Genomic DNA, 16,470 nt, shown 5'->3' on the forward strand with positions numbered 1-16,470 from the left:
CAGATTGAATCAGGATTTCCAACGGCGGAAATCGAGTGTGATATGAGTCAGGAATAGGAAGAAGGCCGACATGCTGAGGTAGTAGACGATCGGTCGAGTATCGACTAAGCCTTTTGCAAAATTAACCAGATGGTCCTGGATGGAGACGTATTGGAAAATGGGGGACGCCTTGAATCCTTCACCCAAGTAGTAGGGCACAAATCCGAGGAAAAAGAGAATCACCAAGAATGCGATGGTGATGATGCCGGCAACGATCTGGCTGGAGGTAAGTGTCGAGGCCAGACAGCCGATCGCGAGGAAGAAGCTCCCCATAAGCAGGAGAATGGCATAAGTCCCGAGGATTTGCCCCATTTCTACTGGAGCGGCAGAGCCTGTTACCCAGCCGAAAATTTTCAGCTGAAGCAAAATGGGTAACCAAAGCAGGGCGTAGAATGCGAGAGCTGCGAGGTATTTGGAAAAGACGACTTGGGCGGTGGTCACCGGTGCCGTCATCAAGGTCTCTAATGTGCCGGTTTTTGCCTCCTCCGCGAAGAGTCGCATCGTCAGCAGAGGGAAAATAAACAGGAAATAAAACCAAAAGTGAGGCGTCCGCAGCGACACTAATAGGAAGTTTTCAACCATCGGGCCGTCTTTCATCTGCTCCATCGCACCCGACATCGACAGGCCTTGCATGAACAGAACGAGAGCCAGAACCACCCAGCCGAAGGGGGTCAGGAAGTAGTTTTTAAATTCCTTCCGGAAAAGTATGGAAAATACGCGCATGAATGAGGAAGATTCTCTGCACGGGAGATAAGGGAAATTCCGATCATGGGGAAGGGAATTCAACGCTAAGTTTCGGCTGAAACCCACATTTGGCAATGGAAGTGAGTGGTCGCCGTGGCATCACGGTTCATCGTCGTGTCGGATACCGTGAATTTGGTAATGGATCTCGAAGTGATCGCGGGCTTCGGAATGCAGTGCTTGTTCCACGGATTTGTGAAAATCCTTGAGCGTATCGTCTTTGGGGTCGTCGTGGTTTTCAGAGCCCCCTCCCGATATTGAATAAATATTTTTACCCTGTAATTGGGTGGAGAGTGAAAAATTCCACTGATCTGCTTTCTGTTTTGGCGTCTCACTTTGGCTCAGTGATATCAGCATGTGCAGGCCGCGTGCCTCTGATGATCTGTGGATGGATAGGGTGATTCCTCGCGTCGAGGAGTTTTTCATTTCTTGATTACATGCGGTGATCAGTTGGATGAGAGTATCCGCTGAGAGACTTGTGCCTTGATGGGCTTTCACCCACTTGGTGACGGCCGGGTTGCGATATTTCTTTGGGGCGACTTGAATGAAGGCCAATGAATTGACTAAGTTCCGCGCATTGGAGTTTACGGCCAATCGAGTCAGAGGTGATGTATCCTCATCCATGGATTCCTGATACTCGAGCAGCTCGTCTAGCGCGCTGATACCGTGTTTTTGAATCAACTTCCGGAACGCAACTAGTTGAACATCGTCAAGGGCGTCACGTAGTTCGGCATCAACACCTGGAGGCAATGAGGCTGGTTTCGGAAGAGGGGCAGGGAGCGGTTTCAGGTTCTTTGTCTTCCGTGTCTCGTTGATGATTTTCAGCCGCATCGCCTCGCGCTTGGTCCACTCTGCCTGATGATCGTAGTCATAGTGCTTGGGCCAAACTTTCGCTAGAGCTGCGCCAGCCATGTCGCAGACTCGAGGGTCTGTGTAGTTGAGGTCTCCGATACTTCCTGACATGCCAGTTCGTTGCCTGGTGTCTTCCAGAAACGTGACCATGGTCTGCTGGGCAATGGCGGAATATTCATCTCCCGGGTTATTGAGCCCATAGACGTGCTGGGCGATTTCGATTTTGCGATCAATGGATAGACGATTGATTTTGGTTAGGATGGTTTTGAAAGCGGTAGGGGAATTTGTTCCTAACAAAAACATTAAAATGTCATCTGCGGGTGAACCTCCAAAGTCATCAGCGCTTTTCCAATTTTCAGGGTTGTTCCATGCCTCAATAGCTGCAGGCAGCGCTAGCGGTGATTTCCTGTGATGTAACGCTGAGATCACCGTGAGATGTCCGCCGGGAAAACGGAGATCAGCCAGAGCTTCAGTGAGGATTTTCAAGCTCTCCGGATGCTCGCTGACAAGAATGCTGCGGATCAACGAACTGAACACCCAGTCATCTTTGGCCGCCTTGAGTCCAGCTCTGGCAGCAGTAGGCGCATCCTCGGGATACTTTTTGAACAGTCGAGTTAAACAAGTATCCGCACTGGGACCAGCGGCGCACACGAGGTCGATCAAATGTTTCCGTTCGCCCTTTTTCTGATAGTTTTCCCACCATACCGTTGCATTGAGTATGGTCTTTTCAAGGTCCTCCGGTTTACTCCAGATACCTGTGGGGCCAAAGCGCTCGCCTGTGATACGAGTGAGGATCTGATTTGCAGCATCTCCGATAGTTAGGATGGAATGGGAAAAATAAAAATCCCGATGGTAGCCGACCGATCGAGTGGGGGTGTCGTCATCGAGGACTTTGATCAGAAAAGGAACGACCTCATAGCCGATGTTCAACAGTTGTAATGCCGGGGAGGGGTTCTTAACTTGCTCAATAGGTTTGAATCCATCCTGAGCAAAAATATCACACCAGCCAGGCTGTCCCATTTGTGCGCCGTTCTGATCCCTAAGCTGGTAGATGAGGTCTTTGATTTTCTCAGTTTCGGTGAGATTGCTGAAAGGGGTTTTCTCTCGGAGTTGCTGATGTGTTTTCTCACCGGCCAGCATTTTCCTGAGTTTTACTTCGAGCTTTTTGGCTCGGGCGAAGTGCTCACTTTGTGGATAATGTTTGATGAACACGACTAAGCGATCGTGGAGTTCTCGGCGTGTGTGGCTGGTGTCGTTGAAGTCCAGAATGATTCTCCAGAACGTTGTATGAGCTAACTCCTTTTGCAGTTCTGTTAGGTCTGTGATGCGTGTTGTTTCTCGGTGGTGGAATGTCGGGATCGCCTTGGCTTGGAAAATTTTTCGAGCTAGTTCAATGTGGCCTTTATCGTGACAGGCCATGGAAATGTAAAATTGCTCCACAGTTCCAGCGGCAGGCTGCGCACCCCATCCGAGCATGCGGGTTTCTTTCTGTGCCTTGAGAGCTTGTAAGAACGTCTCTGCCCAAGGTTTGAATGAGATGTTTTTTACTTTTACATTTCCCATGTAAGAATCCTTCAGAGAAAGATCAAAGTGTTTCTTGGCTAGATCGAGGGTGATAAATTTGAACTCTTTCCCTGCTTCATATTTTACGAGATAGGAATGGGTAATGTAAGGTTTCTTTTCACCCCCAATAGTGTAGTAGCCATTATGAACCTCAATGAGCTGTAAATCTTTGGCACTGGGTTTGCCTAGTGTTAGATACCAAGCCCGACATTGATCGTAGAGGTTTGCCACAACTATTTGAGTAGAGATGAATAATAAGAAGATGACTTCAGCAAATCTCATGGGGTGGTGGGATGACGGTTTAGCTGAGGTTCTCCGGTCCAAAGGCATCCGGTAGCATGACATCCAACGTAGTCTCGCGGACAAGTTGGCCGTTTTCATCTCCCAGATAGATTTTCATACATGGATTGAACTCATTGAGCACCTGCCGGCAGGCACCACATGGAGATCCTCCGCCTAGCAATGAGATGGCGATTGCAGAGAAGTTTCTTACCCCCTCGGATATTGCTGTAAAGACAGCCGTGCGCTCGGCGCAATTAGTTAGACCGTAGGAAGCGTTTTCGACATTGCAGCCAGTGAAGACGGTGCCGTTGTCCGATAATAGCGCCGCCCCAACTAAGAACTTTGAGTAGGGAGCATAAGCCGATTTCCGAGCTTCGGAAGCAAGTTTGAGTAATTCTGAAGCAGTCATGATGATATGTTGTTAGGCCAATCCTTGTGGGGATTCTATCAGTCGCGTAGCCTCTAAAGCGATTTTCATCATCTCTTCAAAACTCGACTGACGTTCGGCGGAAGTGGTCGCTTCTCCTGTGCGGATGTGATCGGAAACGGTGCAAATGGCAGCCGCATTGGCCCCATACTCGGTCGCGATACCATAGAGTCCGGCTGCCTCCATCTCTATGCCGAGGATGTTCATCTTCTCCAAGGTGTCGAACATCGATGGATTCGGAGTGTAAAAGAGATCGGCGGAAAACATGTTGCCGTTGGTGACGGAAATGTCCAGAGCTCCAGCGGCGTCGTTAAGAGCCTTGAGCAATGGCCAACTGGCGATAGCTGCGTAGTCGTGGCCTTGGAAACGTTGACGGTTCACGGCGGAGTCGGTGCAGGCACCTAGTCCGATGAGAACATCGCGGACTTTGACCTCTTTACTCACAGCCCCGCAGCTGCCAACGCGAATCAGGTTCTTAACTCCGTATTCAGTGATCAGCTCTTTGGCATAGATTGAGATCGATGGGATGCCCATGCCGCTTCCCATGACGGAGACAGGCGTGCCGTTGTATTTGCCAGTGAAGGCAAACATGTTGCGCACGGCATTGATTTTTTTGACTTCGGTTAGAAAAGTCTCGGCAATGTACTCGGCGCGTAAGGGATCGCCGGGCAACAGGCATGTGGTGGCGAAATCGCCAGCTTTGGCTTCAATGTGTGGAGTCATTTTATTCAGGGGACGGATGTCAGAATTCAGGTATCAGGGGAGTGCCGTGTTCGAAGGGGGATAGGTCAAAAATTTGGGAGATGGTCTGGGCGATGTCGGCGAAGGTTTCTCTCTTGCACAAGTCAGTGGGTTTCAGGCCTTTTTGATAAAGTAGAATGGGTACGTTTTCGCGGGTGTGGTCGGTTCCTTTCCAGGTGGGGTCGTTGCCGTGGTCGGCTGTTAGGATGAGGAGATCGCTGTCGTGCATGCTCTCGAAAAGTGTGGGCAGTTGGCGATCAAATTCTTCGAGGGCCTTACCGTAGCCTTCTGGATCGCGGCGATGCCCGTAAATCGCATCGAAGTCCACGAAGTTGGTCATGATTATGCTGCGTTCAGGGGCGCGATCGATGGCGGAGAGAGTTTCCTTCCAAAGTTCAGGATGACCGGACGCGCGCACTTCCTCACTCATACCGGTGTGGGCGAAGATGTCGCCGATTTTTCCGATGCCGATGACCGTGCCTCCGGAGTCGGTGAGTTTTTGTAAAACGGTGAGCTCCGGTGGGGGGATGGCATAGTCGTGACGGTTACCGGTGCGCTGAAAATTTTCCGAGCAGTCGCCGATGAATGGTCGGGCGATGACTCGCCCGATTTCCAGTTCATCGAGCAAGTCACGCGCGATTTCACAGAGCTGATAGAGTTTTTCCAGCCCGAAAGTTTTTTCATGGCAGGCGATTTGGAACACACTGTCGGCGGAGGTGTAAAAGATCGGTTTTCCGGTGCGCATGTGTTCTTCGCCGAGCCGAGCAATGATGTCAGTGCCTGAAGCATGGCAATGGCCAAGGCTGCCTGGGAGGTCTGCCTGTTGGTGTAACTGGTCGAGAAGATCTTTAGGGAAACAGTTAGGTAGATTGGGAAAGTAACCCCAGCCCCAAAGAGCAGGAACGCCAGTCATTTCCCAGTGCCCGCTGGGGGTGTCTTTGCCCGATGAAATTTCGCTGGCGCAGGCGTGGCTGCCGATGAGCTTTTCAGTCGGCTGCATGCCTGCCGGATACGTGCCAGTACTTGTATGGTAGGCGTGCAACAAACCGAGAGATGACATGTTAGGGAGAGCGAGCGTGCTGCCGTTGTCTTGAAACTGTTTGGCGATATGTCCTAGCGTGTCCGCTCCGTCATCACCAAAGTACGCAGCATCCGGAGCCGATCCTATACCGAAGGAGTCGAGAACTAACAGAATGACACGTTGGGTTTTCATCCGGGTGTTAACTATTGGCGGTGATGACCTCGTGGATCACTGGGGAACTCTCCGGAGCTTGATCTCCGATGGTTACTGCCGCGCGAATGCTTCCTGCGGCCTGCTGCCAGTCGGATTCAGAACGAGCGTGAATGACTGCGAGAGGTTGATCCGCCGATTCCCCAATTTTGATAAACTCAGTCAGTCCCACGGCTGGATCAATGTCATCGTCCGAACGTCGTCTTCCTCCTCCAAGCTGAACGACCGCCATGCCAAGTTCACGGGTATCCATGTCTGTGACGTAGCCGCTAGCCTCTGCAAACACAGGTTTCACGAAATCGGCCGTCGGCAAATGGGAGTCCGGGTTTTCAATCAAGTCAGCAGGCCCACCCAGCGAGTGGACCATAGAGCCAAAGACCTCGGCCGATTTTCCTGAGCTGAGGGCGTTTTCTAACATCTTGTTTGCTTTCTCCTTGTCCTCAGCCAATTTTCCTAACTTGAGTAGTTCAGCACAGAGGGCGAATACGACTTCTTTCAGTCTTGGATTATGGTGTTTTCCTGTGAGGAAATCGATCGCCTCACGGACTTCGATGGCATTACCCGCTGACGACCCCAGTGGCTGGTTCATATCAGTGAGCAGAGCTGTGGTTTTGACACCGGCTGCTGTGGCAACATCCGCGATGCTCTGGGCGAGCGCTCGAGAATCTTCGTGCGTGGGCATGAAGGCACCACTGCCAGTTTTGACATCCATCACCAGGCAGTCGAGACCGGCGGCGAGTTTTTTCGAGAGGATGGAAGCGGTGATCAATGGAATCGATTCCACTGTGGCGGTGATGTCGCGAGTGGCGTAGAAGCGTTTGTCGGCAGGCGCAAGGTTGCCAGTCTGGCCGATGATGGCGACTCCGCAGTCACGCACAGTTTTGCGAAATAGAGTGTTGTCGGGTGTCGATTGATAACCTGGGATGGCATCGAGTTTATCGAGTGTTCCTCCCGTGTGTCCTAGGCCACGGCCCGATATCATCGGCACATAACCACCGCAGGCGGCGAGCAGGGGACCTAACATCAGGGAGACACCGTCGCCAACGCCGCCGGTGGAGTGTTTGTCAATGATCGGGCCGTCTAGGTTTTCAGATTCCCAATTCAGGACATCACCGGTGTCACGCATGGCCAGTGTTAGATCGGCGGCTTCCTCGCTGCTCATGCCATTGAAGTACACGGCCATACCGAAGGCCGCGATCTGACCTTCAGTGATTGAGTCATCCGCGATACCGTTGGCGAAATAACGAATTTCCTCTTCGGACAGAGTCAGCCCGTCGCGTTTATGTCGAATGATTTCCTGGGGCAGCATCATCAGAAGCCTACTCGACACGCCGCTGGGCATGCGAGGGCAAAGTGCTGTCAGGATCGACTCAATTAGCTAGCCCAGCAAAATGACATCTCGATGCGAGACGCCTTTTTGTGATTCAGAGCGACGGTGCGCATGGCATCCTCGCAGTAATCTTCGAGAGCACGAGCGCGGTCGAGACCGAGACACTCACGACTACGTTTCTGGGTCTCTGTGATGACGATTTCCAGCTGGATACGTTGCTCAAGAAACTGACGCAGGGCATCGACTTTGTCACGGTTCCAGCCCGTCACAGATTCCAGCAGGGAGAAATACAATCTCACACATTTGCCGGCCTCTGCCTTCTCGGTGAGTGCCAGTCGGAGATCCAACAGGGCATTCATTTGCGACGGCAGCGCGACTAACATGGCGTCGATCAGGTCGAGGCCTTCGGAAGTGATGCTGATGTCTTTGGGGGTAGCTGGTTTCGGCATGCGGATAGCTATTGCGAATCCGTCTCAATAGCAAGTGGTTTTTTTATCTGCCACACTTATTTTAAGTCTTTTACAGGGATTCTGGACGTAAAAAAACACAGCCTGGCGTGAGCCAGGGCTGTGTTTTGAGTCGATTTGGCTGCTGAGCAGCAATTGAAAGTGGCTATTTTTCCTCGAATTCACCACACCAATCGGTGCTGTTGGTGTTCGGGAAGACGGACTTGTATTCCATTTCGGAGTCCACCTTGAAGACAACGGCTTGGGGAGAACTCCTACGGCATTGGCCGCTGTCTCCTCCGTTTTGGTTGTCCCAGTATTTGCATTTCGCGCAGGTCTTGTCTTTGGTCATCGTTTCCATAGTTTTTATCGTTTGTTATTAACGATTAAATACTATCAGAATACGGAAACGGCTCAAAGACTTTCTGCTAAAAAAACAACACATTGTTACTGAGACGCAGTAACAACTAGAAGGGTGGAGTTCAGTTAGACACTGAACTGCTACTTACTTCATGAGGCCAATGATCGGCTGTGGCCAGATACCGAAGACCACGATGCCTATGGTCAATATGGCGAGCACGGCTTTTGTGATCTTTGGAACCTTGATGGCATGTTCGGCGACAGATGAGTTCCAATACATCGCCTTAACGACTTTCAAGTAGTAGTAGAAGCCAGCAGCAACGCTGACAAACGCAACTGCGAGCAGCCACCAGGAAAGACCAGCCTCAATTGCGGCGGCGAAGATGAAGAACTTACCCCAGAATCCTGCGGTCAGCGGAATACCGGCGAGAGCTGCCATCGTGATGGTGAGTACAGCTGCGAGCAGTGGGTTGCGCTTGCTCAGGCCGTCAAAGGAATCAATCGAATCGCTGTCTTCCTGATTGCGAACCAATGCCAGCACGAAGAACGCTGCGAAGGTCATCAGCAGATAGGTTCCCAAATAGAAGTTGACCGAAGTGAAATCTCCGGAAGCCACACCCATGAGCAGGAACCCTGCATGCGCGATGGATGAGTAAGCCAGCAGACGTTTGAAGTTGTCCTGTTTCAGGGCAGCGAGGTTACCGTAGAGTAGGGTGGCTCCGGCCATGACCGAGAGGATCAGAATGACATGTGCGCTAGTGTCAGAGAGGATGAGAAACGGTCCGATGATCGCCATCATGACCAAGAATCCAGCAGCTTTAGACGCGACCGAAAGGTAGGCTGTGATCGGGGTAGGTGCCCCCTGATAGACATCAGGTATCCACAATTGCATAGGAGCGGCACCCACTTTGAATCCAAGAGCGATCAAAATCAGAGCGATACCGAACAAAAGATATGTTGGATTAGGCACACCTGATCCAGCCATTTCGAGATAGATGACTTGTTCCAAAATAATATTCAGATCCGTCGTTTTCATCGCTCCATAGATCCAAGCAATACCGTAGACGAGGAAGCCTGTGGAGAGCGCACCGAGAATGAGATATTTCACTCCAGCCTCAAGGGATCCGACGTTGCGGCGCATGTATGCGACCATCACGTAGAAGGTGATTGTCACAAGTTCAAGAGCGACAAAAATGGAGACCAAGTCATTGGCCGAAGCCATCCACATCAGGCCGGCACAAGCGAAGATAGGCAGACAGAAAAACTCACCCAGACCTGAACAGCTACTGTCACCGGATGTGTAACGAGAGAGCACCTTGCGGAAGTCTACCGCCATGAGCAGCACAAGGATCGTGCTGACCAGTGCGATGATTTTATAGAAACGTGCGATTGAATCGTAAGTATAAAAACGAGACAGCCACTCCGGGGAACTGGCATTGGTAGAGACGCAACATTGGATAACCAAGATGACGGTCAGTCCTGCGGCTGCGATGAGGCCGAGTTTCGATTTGTTGCCGTTGCTAAAAGCCTCGAACATCAGCAGAATAATGCCGAAGCCAACGGTGATGAATTCAATGTAATGCGGTTGCATGATGAGAAAAATAGATCTTATAGGTCCTTTAGGACTTATTGATTGTTAGAGAAATTGCAGAAGGATCTGAGGGTAAACACCTACCACTAACAGAGTAGCGGCCAGCAGGTAGGTGGGGATTTTTTCGCAGATGTGAAGGTCGGTGGCTGTTTCAGTATCGCGCACCAATGGACCTTGGAAAATATTACGGTAAGCGCGCAGCATATAGACGGCACTCAGCACTACACCCCAGAGGGCGATGATGGTGGTGACCTGCACCCAGCCCATGCCGTCAGCAGGTTTCCAGTCGGCGAATCCGGCGAAAAACACCATTACCTCACCGGCGAAGTTGGCTAGGCCGGGTAGCCCGATCGATGCCATGCCGGCGAGTCCAAAGACGAAAGCCAAGGCCGGAGCCGTCTTGGCGAGGCCACCGAGTTGGGCGATATCGAGAGTGCCGGTCTTCCGCTCGATCATCGCACTCAGAGAGAATAGCAGCGCGATTGAAATACCGTGAGCAAACATCAGCAGCACAGCGGCAGGCTGAGCGATCTCGTTCTGCCCATTGGCGGAAAGAGCAGCTATGGCGAGGAAGATGTAACCCATGTGCATCACCGAGGAATTACCTAACATCAGATCGAGGCGTTTTTGATTCAGAGTGACCAGTCCCACCCAGATGATGTTACCGAGAAGTAGCACGCAGAGCCATGGCAACCAGTTGGCCATGCCTTCAGGCGCTACCACCATGGCGATGCGCAAAATTCCGTAGAGACCGAATTTTTTCAACACTCCGGCATGCAGCATGGAAACGGGAGCCGGGGCACTGGCGTAGGCGGGAGCGGCCCATGAGTGCAGTGGGAAAAGTGATACCAGTGTGCCGAATCCAACGATCAGCAGGAAGGCGACGGTGTTCTGGTGTTCGAGTGGGATCGCAGTGAGATCTTTGAAGGCAAAACTGCCAATTTGCCCAACGGCTAACAGCAGCCCAGCCAGCAAGATGATCGAGCCAAAAGCGAGATAGATGGTGATTTTCCAAGCCGCCTCCTTACGGTCGCCACTTCCGAGGATACCGATCATCAGGAAGGTCGGGATCAGGGCGAGTTCATGGAAAGCGTAGAAGAAAAAGACATCGGTCGAGATGAACGCACCAATGGCACCAGCTGCAATTAGCAGGGTGCTGGAGAACCATAGCTTCTCGCGGCCTTCAGGACACTTGCCACTATAGACCGCAGCCAGTGTGACCAGCACAGAGAGGATCAGCATCACTATGCTCATGCCATCATAGAGGCCGAGCGAAAGATTGATGTTAGGGTTTTCCAAGACTTGGAATCCCGTGTCCCAGTTCGTCGGGTTGGCTACAGCCACTGCAGCTAGGAGAACATTGAGCAGCGCCGCACCTAAAGCTGTGTGCTTGGCAGGTGCACCCACAAGAATGGCTACTGCCGCAAGCAGGGGGATGAGAATGAGAGCAAATAACATGATCGTAAAAAATAGGTCTTCTGTATCCTTGCGGACTTATTTGGCAAAAACGGTGAAGTAGATGACGAGAACCGCGCCCAGCCCCATGAGGTAAGCGTAGTTGCTGAGGCTGCCGTTCTGAGCGAAACGGCGGAAGAGGTTGCCAGCGCCCTGAGCTGAACGAGTGGCTCCGCCGACAAGAAGCACGCCGATGATGAACTCATCGCAGAAGTGAATGACGGCTGCCACGGCGTCCTGACCGATAGTGATGATCTTCTGATAGATCTCATCAAGGTAGAACTTGTTGCGGAAAAGTGGGATGCTAACAGGATCGGAGGACTTGCCTTTGTAGAGCACCACGGCAGCACCTAAGCCGACCACAAAAGCCAGCAGTGAGAACCCAGTCACCGCATTCATTTCAAAAGCAATGTGCGGGTGGAAATCGGCCGACGCAGGAATGATACCGCCGATGAATGGTGAGGCCAGAGCCATGACGGCGAGCAGTGCCAGCGGCACCCACATGATGGGAGAAACCTCCTTGGCTTCCTCCGCATGTTTGTGTTTGGTCTCGCCGAAGAAGGCGACGAAGATAAGGCGGAACATGTAGAAGGTGGTCAGAGCAGCCACTAACACAGCAATGGCAAAGAGGAATTTGTGGTCCTCATAGGCCGCAGCCAGAATGCCTTCCTTGGAAAAGAATCCGGAAGTTCCAGGAACAGCTGTTAGGGCAAGTGTGCCGATGATGAAAGTGATGGCAGTGATCTTCATCTTACCAAACAGGCCACCCATTTTCCAAATGTCCTGCTCATGGTGGCAGGCGTAGATCACCGCACCGGAGCCGAGGAAGAGAAGCGCCTTGAACCATGCGTGGGTGTAGAGGTGGAACATGCCGGCATCGGGATCGACCAAGCCGATTGCCATGACCATGTAACCGAGCTGGGAAAGCGTCGAGTAAGCGAGGATTTTTTTGATGTCGTTCTGCTGCGTAGCCATCAGTGCGGCAACGAGTGAAGTGATGGCACCCACCCAAGCGATCACATCAGCCGACCACACAGGGATGGTGTCCAGTCCAAGCGAGAGGAAAAGGCGAGCCATCATGTAAACACCGGCGGCGACCATGGTAGCGGCGTGAATCAGAGCGGAGACAGGAGTAGGACCTTCCATCGCGTCCGGAAGCCAGACGTGCAGAGGAAGCTGAGCGGATTTACCAACCGCACCACAGAAGGCGAGAAGGATAGCCGTGCCAGCGATGCAGGTGCCGACGACTCCGAGCTTGCTTCCATCCATCTCAGAAAAGACCACCGTTTCAGTGATTCCCCAGAGCATCAGAATGCCGATCATAAAGCCAAAGTCACCAATGCGGTTCGTGAGGAACGCTTTCTTCGCCGCATCTGCCGCCGTGTCCTTCTGATACCAGTGACCGATCAGCAAGTAAGAGCTGAGTCCGACCAATTCCCAGAAGATGAACATCATCGCAAAGTTCGATGCCAGCACGATGCCGGTCATGGAAAACATAAACAGCGAGAGACAGCCGAAGTAACGCGCCTTCGCCTCATCCGTCTTCATGTAGCCGAGTGAGAAAATGTGCACCAGCATACCAATGCCGGTCACCACCATCATCATGCCGGTGGCAAGCTGATCGAGTTCATAGCCGATGCTCAGGCTGAACGAGCCAGCCTCAACCCACGTCCATGAGTCGGAGGCAGTTGATCCTAACAAAGTGCAGGCAACGATGAACGTAAGCACCACGCTGATCGTGGACAGCAGCGAGGACGCCATCGCATTTCGCTTGAGGCCCAGCTGAATGATCGCCGCGCTAGCGAAGGGGAGAATGAAGAGTAACCAAGGATTCATGGTGAATAAATAGGTCTTATGAAGCGGCTGTTAGCCTTTGAGAGAAGTAAGGTCGTCCGTGTGGATCGTCTGTCGCGCACGGTAAAGAGAAACAATGATCGCCAGTCCAACAGCCACCTCGGCGGCAGCGACGGTGATGACGAAGAACACCAGCATCTGTCCATCGTAATCAGGCAGACCACCAACGGTATTGAATCTGGAAAATGCGACCAGTGTCAGCGACGCAGCCGCCAGCATCAGCTCCAAACACATGAAGATGACGATGATGTTGCGGCGAATGATCACACCCGCCAAGCCGATGCAGAACAGCAGGCCGGAAATGAAAAGGTATTCGTTAAGAGAAGGCATAGTATCAGGAGTCGGGTGTCAGGAACCAGGGGTCAGGCGTTTTTCTTCGCGTGGAGTTCTGCGGCTTGGGTAAGCCAGTTGTCGCGAGTGATGCGGCCTTTGAAGGAAAGAAGATCGTCGAATTCCTCGATATTCTTCTCAGACCAATTGGCGACTTGCTTGTAGGTGTAGATTCCGAACTCGTTGAGTTTTTCCTCAAGTTTCGGACCAACGCCGGAGATAACTTTTAGATCGTCGACATCATCGGGGCGCGATGTGTAGATCAAGCCACGTCTTTCATGAGTTTCGGTGAGCGTTGGGCTATCCTTATCCGCGGTTTTCTCCGCAGGCTTTTCAGTTTCGGCCAACTTAGGCAGGGCCGCCGGTTCATCTTCTGTGGCGACCGAGCGCACGAACGGGGTCACCGCTGTCGGCGCTGCTGCGGACTTCTTGGACAGAGTCACGCACCCAACGGTCGCGACCAGCAACAGCACGGCAATGACTTGTAAAGGGAAGTTGTAATCAGTGAAGAGCTTTTTGCCGATCAGGTGGGTGTCAGGCAGACGATCAGCAGCGAGACGTTTGCGGATCATGGTGTCTTCCTTGTAGGCCAGATCGCCATTATCCACGGTGCGTTCGAGAGCTTGTTTGAAATCGAGCTCAGGAGCCTTGGGGGAGTTTTGGACGGTGGAGAGAACACCAGCGAGTTGGATCAGAAGAACGGCTGGGATCGCAATGCCTGCGGCTAGAGACGAAGCTTTCCAGTGGTCCTTTTCCTCCTTCTTCACATCCAAAAGCATGATGATGAAGATGAACAAAACCATGATGGCCCCCGCATAGACGAGGATCTGCAGAATACCGACAAAGTAGGCGTTCAATCCGATAAACAGACCGGCGAGTCCAACAAAACTGAGCACCATCGACAGCGCGCTGGACACAGGGTTATGCATCAGCACAACCATCACACCACCGGCAACCATAAGTGCGGCGAAAAGATAAAAGAGAGGAGAGATCATTTGTTACTGGAAATTGGAAACTGGAAGTAGGAAATAAGTCTAGCTGCTCTGGGGAGCAGGTGCTTTTGGTTTATCGGCACTCTTGTAAAGGAACTTGATGTATCCGTTGAGGAGTTTGGTCGAGGTTTCGTATTCGTTGCGAGCTTGCTGATAAAGTTTTTCATCAATGATGAGGTCATCAACAGCGACATTCATGTGGTCCAAGGTTTCACAAAGTGAACCCCGAGCATTGGAACAGAATTTGGCAGTGTCGAGATAATGAAAGCGGCCGTAGCCCTCAGCGATGTTGGCCGTAACAGAGCGTGATGAACGCTTGAGCTGGTTGAGAAGATCGAATTCCTTAGCATCAAGAAGCTTGGGAGCAATAGACTGAGAAATAAACACACGAAATGCCCGGGCTGCCTTGTAGGCCTCCAAGTCTTCAAATGTTTTCAATGTGTTATTCATTTCCTTAAGGCTCCCCAGAGCCGAGTTTTAACCTATTTCCCAATCCCAACTTCCTATTTAACTTCGTTCCACTTGTTGACCAAGCCGGTGCGGACTCCGCCGATTTCGTAGAGGCGTTTTTTATCGTTCACCATGTCGCCGCGGGTGAGGCCGGTCATGGCGTAGTCTTGGCGGAGGAAGATGGCTTGCTCGGGGCAAACTTCTTCGCACATGCCGCAGTAGATACAGCGGGTCATGTCGATATCGAATTCCTTCGGACGTTTCTCCACCTTGGCCCATGGGTCATCGGATTCGATTTCACCGGGAATGATGGTGATGGCTTTCGGCGGACAAATGAATTCGCAGAGCTGACAGGAGACGCAGCGTTCGCGGTCTTGTTCGTCAGTGACCAGGGCTGGCACACCACGATAATGCTCCGGCAGATGATCGTCCCATTTTTGCTCGGGATACTGCATCGTCACTCCCAGGCCGGAAGTATTCAAGGAGTCACCACCGATACTCTTTCCGCGTAGCGATCTGATGGCGTGTTTGAAGGTAACAAACATGCCTTTGACGATGGACGGGAAATAGAGTTTCTCAAGCAGCGTGAGCTTGGGGCGGGTGACTTTGATGGTGGCCATGTTTCAGTGGGCTGTAATCGGTGGTTGGTAGTCAGTGAAAATTACTTCACCAGCATCATGATGCCGGCGGTGAGGAAGATGTTGACGAGGGCGAGTTCGAAAAAGACGACCCAACCGAGTTTCATCAGTTGGTCGTAGCGGAATCGAGGCAGGGTCCAGCGGACCCAGATGAAGAAGATGATGAAGGCGATGACTTTTGCAAGGAAGGCACCGAGGTGAACCAGGCCACCGAAGGCCCAGTCAGAGACGTAGGCATCTGCGCCAAATCCGATCGACCAACCACCGAAGAATAGGGTGACGATCAGAGCGGAGCCAACGATCATGGCAGCGTATTCACCCATGAAGAACAGGGCGAATTTCATCGCGGAGTATTCCGTGTGGTACCCCCCGACGAGTTCCGTTTCACACTCAGGAAGGTCAAACGGCATCCGGTTGGTTTCGGCGAAAATCGAGATGGTAAAGATGATGAAGGAAATAAAGAGAGGGATCAGAAGCAGCATGCGTTCGGCACTCAAACCTTCGCCCCAGAACGGAAGAAGTAACCAGCCGTGGTCGGCTTGGTATTGTACAATATCGGAAAGGTTCAACTGGCCGAAGACCATCAGCACGGGGATGATGGAAAGGCCGAGAGCGATTTCGTAGGAAATCATCTGCGCGCATGAACGCACGCCTCCGAAGAAAGAGTATTTATTGTTAGACGACCATCCCGCGAAGGTGATTCCGTAAACAGAGAGTGAGGCGATGGCGAAAATGAACAGCGGTCCGGCATCAATGTCCGCAATGACTAGCTTGATCTGCTCACCAAAGACGGTGATGGAGCTGCCAAAGGGGATCACGCAGAGCGTCAGCAAAGCCGGCACAATGGTCAGCACCGGCGCGATCCAGAAGAAAAACTTCCGGACGTGTGAGGGGGTGTGTTCTTCCTTCAGAAAGAATTTTAATCCGTCAGCAAGGGGTTGCAGTAGACCGGCGAAGTGAAGGTCCTTTTTGAAACCGAACAGGGTCAGCGGAATGCCGGTCCGGTTAGGTCCGACACGATCCTGAATAATCGCAGAAACACGACGCTCAGCATACACCGAATATGCCACCATCGGAAGGGTGAGCATAAAGGTGAATGTGACAATCTTGATGAGTGTCGTTAGGACGAGAATGAGAGTGGGATCCAT

16 protein-coding genes are annotated in these 16,470 nt (G+C 52.0%); all 16 read right to left on the reverse strand.

What is annotated here, in order from left to right; all coding sequences use genetic code 11:
* Nucleotides 1-9: 9 nt before the first annotated feature.
* A complete protein-coding gene (locus ACSPJT_RS19490) occupies nt 10-762 on the reverse strand; it encodes an ABC transporter permease (protein ID WP_435894232.1) in 753 nt (250 codons plus the stop codon).
* Nucleotides 763-882: 120 nt separating this feature from the next.
* Nucleotides 883-3,477, reverse strand: coding sequence for a hypothetical protein (locus ACSPJT_RS19495; RefSeq protein WP_435894233.1), 2,595 nt, complete (start codon nt 3,475-3,477; stop codon nt 883-885).
* 19 nt (nt 3,478-3,496) lie between these two features.
* Complete coding sequence (locus ACSPJT_RS19500) at nt 3,497-3,886, reverse strand: cytidine deaminase (protein WP_435894234.1); 390 nt, start codon at nt 3,884-3,886, stop codon at nt 3,497-3,499.
* Between the two features lie 12 nt (nt 3,887-3,898).
* Nucleotides 3,899-4,627 (reverse strand): purine-nucleoside phosphorylase, encoded by a 729-nt coding sequence (deoD, locus tag ACSPJT_RS19505; protein ID WP_435894235.1) that lies wholly within the window; start codon nt 4,625-4,627, stop codon nt 3,899-3,901.
* A gap of 19 nt (nt 4,628-4,646) precedes the next feature.
* Nucleotides 4,647-5,858 carry a phosphopentomutase gene (locus ACSPJT_RS19510; RefSeq protein WP_435894236.1) on the reverse strand — a complete coding sequence of 404 codons (1,212 nt, stop codon included), beginning with the start codon at nt 5,856-5,858 and terminating at the stop codon, nt 4,647-4,649.
* Between the two features lie 7 nt (nt 5,859-5,865).
* A complete protein-coding gene (deoA, locus tag ACSPJT_RS19515; RefSeq protein WP_435896214.1) occupies nt 5,866-7,188 on the reverse strand; it encodes a thymidine phosphorylase in 1,323 nt (440 codons plus the stop codon).
* A gap of 62 nt (nt 7,189-7,250) precedes the next feature.
* A complete protein-coding gene (locus ACSPJT_RS19520; protein WP_435894237.1) occupies nt 7,251-7,655 on the reverse strand; it encodes a hypothetical protein in 405 nt (134 codons plus the stop codon).
* Nucleotides 7,656-7,818: 163 nt separating this feature from the next.
* The gene (locus tag ACSPJT_RS19525) at nt 7,819-8,013 is read right to left on the reverse strand and encodes a hypothetical protein (RefSeq protein WP_435894238.1); all 195 of its coding nucleotides are present in this window, start codon (nt 8,011-8,013) and stop codon (nt 7,819-7,821) included.
* Nucleotides 8,014-8,157: 144 nt separating this feature from the next.
* Nucleotides 8,158-9,603, reverse strand: coding sequence for an NADH-quinone oxidoreductase subunit N (locus tag ACSPJT_RS19530; RefSeq protein WP_435894239.1), 1,446 nt, complete (start codon nt 9,601-9,603; stop codon nt 8,158-8,160).
* 45 nt (nt 9,604-9,648) lie between these two features.
* On the reverse strand, nt 9,649-11,061 hold the full coding sequence (locus tag ACSPJT_RS19535; protein WP_435894240.1) for a complex I subunit 4 family protein: 1,413 nt from the start codon (nt 11,059-11,061) through the stop codon (nt 9,649-9,651).
* A gap of 36 nt (nt 11,062-11,097) precedes the next feature.
* Nucleotides 11,098-12,894 carry an NADH-quinone oxidoreductase subunit L gene (nuoL, locus tag ACSPJT_RS19540; RefSeq protein WP_435894241.1) on the reverse strand — a complete coding sequence of 599 codons (1,797 nt, stop codon included), beginning with the start codon at nt 12,892-12,894 and terminating at the stop codon, nt 11,098-11,100.
* Nucleotides 12,895-12,924: 30 nt separating this feature from the next.
* On the reverse strand, nt 12,925-13,242 hold the full coding sequence (gene nuoK, locus ACSPJT_RS19545; RefSeq protein WP_435894242.1) for an NADH-quinone oxidoreductase subunit NuoK: 318 nt from the start codon (nt 13,240-13,242) through the stop codon (nt 12,925-12,927).
* Between the two features lie 32 nt (nt 13,243-13,274).
* Nucleotides 13,275-14,237 (reverse strand): NADH-quinone oxidoreductase subunit J, encoded by a 963-nt coding sequence (locus ACSPJT_RS19550; protein ID WP_435894243.1) that lies wholly within the window; start codon nt 14,235-14,237, stop codon nt 13,275-13,277.
* Between the two features lie 39 nt (nt 14,238-14,276).
* Nucleotides 14,277-14,684 carry a four helix bundle protein gene (locus ACSPJT_RS19555; RefSeq protein WP_435894244.1) on the reverse strand — a complete coding sequence of 136 codons (408 nt, stop codon included), beginning with the start codon at nt 14,682-14,684 and terminating at the stop codon, nt 14,277-14,279.
* 53 nt (nt 14,685-14,737) lie between these two features.
* On the reverse strand, nt 14,738-15,304 hold the full coding sequence (locus ACSPJT_RS19560; protein WP_435894245.1) for a NuoI/complex I 23 kDa subunit family protein: 567 nt from the start codon (nt 15,302-15,304) through the stop codon (nt 14,738-14,740).
* A 41-nt stretch (nt 15,305-15,345) separates the two neighbouring features.
* Complete coding sequence (locus ACSPJT_RS19565) at nt 15,346-16,470, reverse strand: complex I subunit 1/NuoH family protein (RefSeq protein ID WP_435894246.1); 1,125 nt, start codon at nt 16,468-16,470, stop codon at nt 15,346-15,348.

This window comes from Oceaniferula spumae (assembly GCF_042849255.1).
GTDB classification, from domain to species: Bacteria; Verrucomicrobiota; Verrucomicrobiia; order Verrucomicrobiales; family Akkermansiaceae; genus Oceaniferula; species Oceaniferula spumae.

Coding starts and splice junctions, on each gene's coding strand:
- ACSPJT_RS19490 (WP_435894232.1), bottom strand. CDS start 762: ATGCGCGTATTTTCCATACTTTTCCGGAAGGAATTTAAAAACTACTTC.
- ACSPJT_RS19495 (WP_435894233.1), bottom strand. CDS start 3,477: ATGAGATTTGCTGAAGTCATCTTCTTATTATTCATCTCTACTCAAATA.
- ACSPJT_RS19500 (WP_435894234.1), bottom strand. CDS start 3,886: ATGACTGCTTCAGAATTACTCAAACTTGCTTCCGAAGCTCGGAAATCG.
- deoD (WP_435894235.1), bottom strand. CDS start 4,627: ATGACTCCACACATTGAAGCCAAAGCTGGCGATTTCGCCACCACATGC.
- ACSPJT_RS19510 (WP_435894236.1), bottom strand. CDS start 5,858: ATGAAAACCCAACGTGTCATTCTGTTAGTTCTCGACTCCTTCGGTATA.
- deoA (WP_435896214.1), bottom strand. CDS start 7,188: ATGATGCTGCCCCAGGAAATCATTCGACATAAACGCGACGGGCTGACT.
- ACSPJT_RS19520 (WP_435894237.1), bottom strand. CDS start 7,655: ATGCCGAAACCAGCTACCCCCAAAGACATCAGCATCACTTCCGAAGGC.
- ACSPJT_RS19525 (WP_435894238.1), bottom strand. CDS start 8,013: ATGGAAACGATGACCAAAGACAAGACCTGCGCGAAATGCAAATACTGG.
- ACSPJT_RS19530 (WP_435894239.1), bottom strand. CDS start 9,603: ATGCAACCGCATTACATTGAATTCATCACCGTTGGCTTCGGCATTATT.
- ACSPJT_RS19535 (WP_435894240.1), bottom strand. CDS start 11,061: ATGTTATTTGCTCTCATTCTCATCCCCCTGCTTGCGGCAGTAGCCATT.
- nuoL (WP_435894241.1), bottom strand. CDS start 12,894: ATGAATCCTTGGTTACTCTTCATTCTCCCCTTCGCTAGCGCGGCGATC.
- nuoK (WP_435894242.1), bottom strand. CDS start 13,242: ATGCCTTCTCTTAACGAATACCTTTTCATTTCCGGCCTGCTGTTCTGC.
- ACSPJT_RS19550 (WP_435894243.1), bottom strand. CDS start 14,237: ATGATCTCTCCTCTCTTTTATCTTTTCGCCGCACTTATGGTTGCCGGT.
- ACSPJT_RS19555 (WP_435894244.1), bottom strand. CDS start 14,684: ATGAATAACACATTGAAAACATTTGAAGACTTGGAGGCCTACAAGGCA.
- ACSPJT_RS19560 (WP_435894245.1), bottom strand. CDS start 15,304: ATGGCCACCATCAAAGTCACCCGCCCCAAGCTCACGCTGCTTGAGAAA.
- ACSPJT_RS19565 (WP_435894246.1), bottom strand. CDS start 16,470: ATGGATCCCACTCTCATTCTCGTCCTAACGACACTCATCAAGATTGTC.